The sequence below is a fragment of the Streptomyces prasinopilosus genome (genome assembly GCF_001419695.1).
GTDB lineage: Bacteria > Actinomycetota > Actinomycetes > Streptomycetales > Streptomycetaceae > Streptomyces > Streptomyces prasinopilosus.
Genome location: NZ_LIRG01000701.1, coordinates 1 through 2,007, shown reverse-complemented (window position 1 = coordinate 2,007; position 2,007 = coordinate 1). Strand labels below are relative to the sequence as shown.

The 2,007-nt window shown below is 69.3% G+C and carries 1 protein-coding gene and 2 pseudogenes; 1 reads left to right on the top strand and 2 read right to left on the bottom strand.

Going from position 1 to position 2,007, the window contains the following annotated elements; genetic code table 11:
* Positions 1–154: pseudogene (locus AOK18_RS33685) on the top strand (sigma-70 family RNA polymerase sigma factor); the annotation flags it as partial.
* Here the strand turns inward: AOK18_RS33685 and AOK18_RS24825 are convergent.
* Positions 139–1,011, bottom strand: a pseudogene (locus AOK18_RS24825) (RNA polymerase sigma factor SigF); the annotation flags it as partial. The pseudogenes AOK18_RS33685 and AOK18_RS24825 overlap by 16 nt on opposite strands.
* A gap of 245 nt (positions 1,012–1,256) precedes the next feature.
* On the bottom strand, positions 1,257–2,007 hold a 751-nt coding region (locus AOK18_RS24820; protein WP_055695772.1), incomplete at its 5' end, for an RNA polymerase sigma factor SigF.

The following is a 2,007-nucleotide window of genomic DNA, read 5'->3' as shown; positions in this document are numbered from 1 at the left end:
GGTCGACCGGGAGTCCGCCAAGGAGGGCCTGCGCCGCCTGCCGGAACGCGAGCGCACCATCCTGTACATGCGCTTCTTCGAGGACATGACGCAGAGCCGTATAGCCGCCCAGCTGGGCATCTCCCAGATGCACGTCTCCCGGCTGATCAGCCGGGAGACGTGCATCTGGGAGATGCCGACCTCCTCGCCGATCTGTGACTGCGTCATGTTGGCGAAGAAGCGCAGCATGATGATCCGCCGCTCTCGGGGCGGCAGCTTGGCCAGCAGGGGCTTGAGCGACTCCCGGTACTCCACGCCCTCCAGCGCCGTGTCCTCGTAGCCGAGGCGGTCCGCGAGCGAGCCCTCGCCGCCGTCGTCCTCGGGTGCCGGGGAGTCCAGCGAGGACGCCGTGTACGCGTTGCCGACCGCGAGTCCGTCGACCACGTCCTCCTCGGACACGCCCAGTACCGCGGCGAGTTCGGGGACCGTCGGGGAGCGGTCGAGCTTCTGGGAGAGCTCGTCGCCGGCCTTCGTCAGCGCCAGGCGCAGCTCCTGGAGCCGGCGCGGCACCCGCACCGACCACGACGTGTCGCGGAAGAACCGCTTGATCTCGCCGACCACCGTCGGCATCGCGAACGTCGGGAACTCCACGCCCCGCTCGCAGTCGAAGCGGTCGATCGCCTTGATCAGCCCGATGGTGCCGACCTGGACGATGTCCTCCATCGGCTCGTTGCGCGAGCGGAAGCGGGCCGCCGCGTACCGCACCAGCGGGAGGTTGAGTTCGATCAGCGTGTCGCGGACGTAGCCGCGTTCCGGGCTGTCCTCGTCGAGTGCGGCGAGCCGCAGGAACAGGGAGCGGGACAGGGTGCGGGTGTCGATGGCCGCCGTGTCCGGCGTCTCCGGGAGGTCTGGAGCGGGCGCGGCCGCGAGGGCCGGGACGTCGTCGATGGGGCCGAGTGCGTCGAGAGCATTGGGAGCTGTCTCGCTCTCCGCGAGCGTGAGCACCTTCGAGCTGCCCTGGTCTGCGGACATGCCACCCCCTTTGGGTCGCGGGACGGTCGCGGCGGACGCTCCTGTCCGAGGAACGCAGCCTTCACCTGAATACCGGAGCCGGAGCTTCGGCAAACGCGCTTCCGGCAGAATGTCACATGTCGGCAACGCGCTGTAGAGACATGTCGACATCGGGAGGGTGAATCCGGCCTGCAAACAAGGGGTCTGACGCCATTTCAGGCGGGAGGCGCAGGTAAGGGCACTGGTGAGCGATTCGCTCTCGGGGGCTATGCCTCGATCCTGTTTGCGGACCGCAGCCGTTGGAAGCTGCGTGCGAGCAGCCGGGACACGTGCATCTGGGAGACGCCCAGTTCGGCGCTGATCTGTGACTGGGTGAGGTTGCTGTAGTACCGCAGCAGCAGGATCCGCTGTTCCCGCTCGGGGAGCTGGACGAGCAGGTGCCGGACGAGGTCCCGGTGCTCGACGCCGTCCAGGGCCGGGTCCTCGTAGCCGAGCCGGTCGAGCAGGCCGGGGAGTCCGTCGCCCTCCTGCGCGGCCTCGAGGGAGGTGGCGTGGTACGACCGCCCCGCCTCGATGCAGGAGAGCACCTCCTCCTCCGTGATGCGCAGCCGTTCGGCGATCTCGGCGGTCGTCGGGGAGCGTCCGAAGGCGGTCGTGAGGTCCTCGGTCGCACTGTTGACCTGCACCCACAGCTCGTGCAGCCGGCGCGGCACGTGGACGGTGCGGACGTTGTCGCGGAAGTACCGCTTGATCTCGCCGACCACGGTCGGCATCGCGAAGGTCGGGAACTGGACGCCCCGCTCCGGGTCGAAGCGGTCGATGGCGTTGATGAGCCCGATGGTGCCGACCTGGACCACGTCCTCCATCGGCTCGTTCCGGGAGCGGAAACGGGCGGCCGCGTAGCGCACGAGGGGCAGGTTGGCCTCGATGAGCGCGGCGCGTACGCGGGTGTGCTCCGGCGTGCCCGGCTGGAGGTTCTTGAGCTGGCCGAAGAGCACCTGGGTCAGCGCCCGGGTG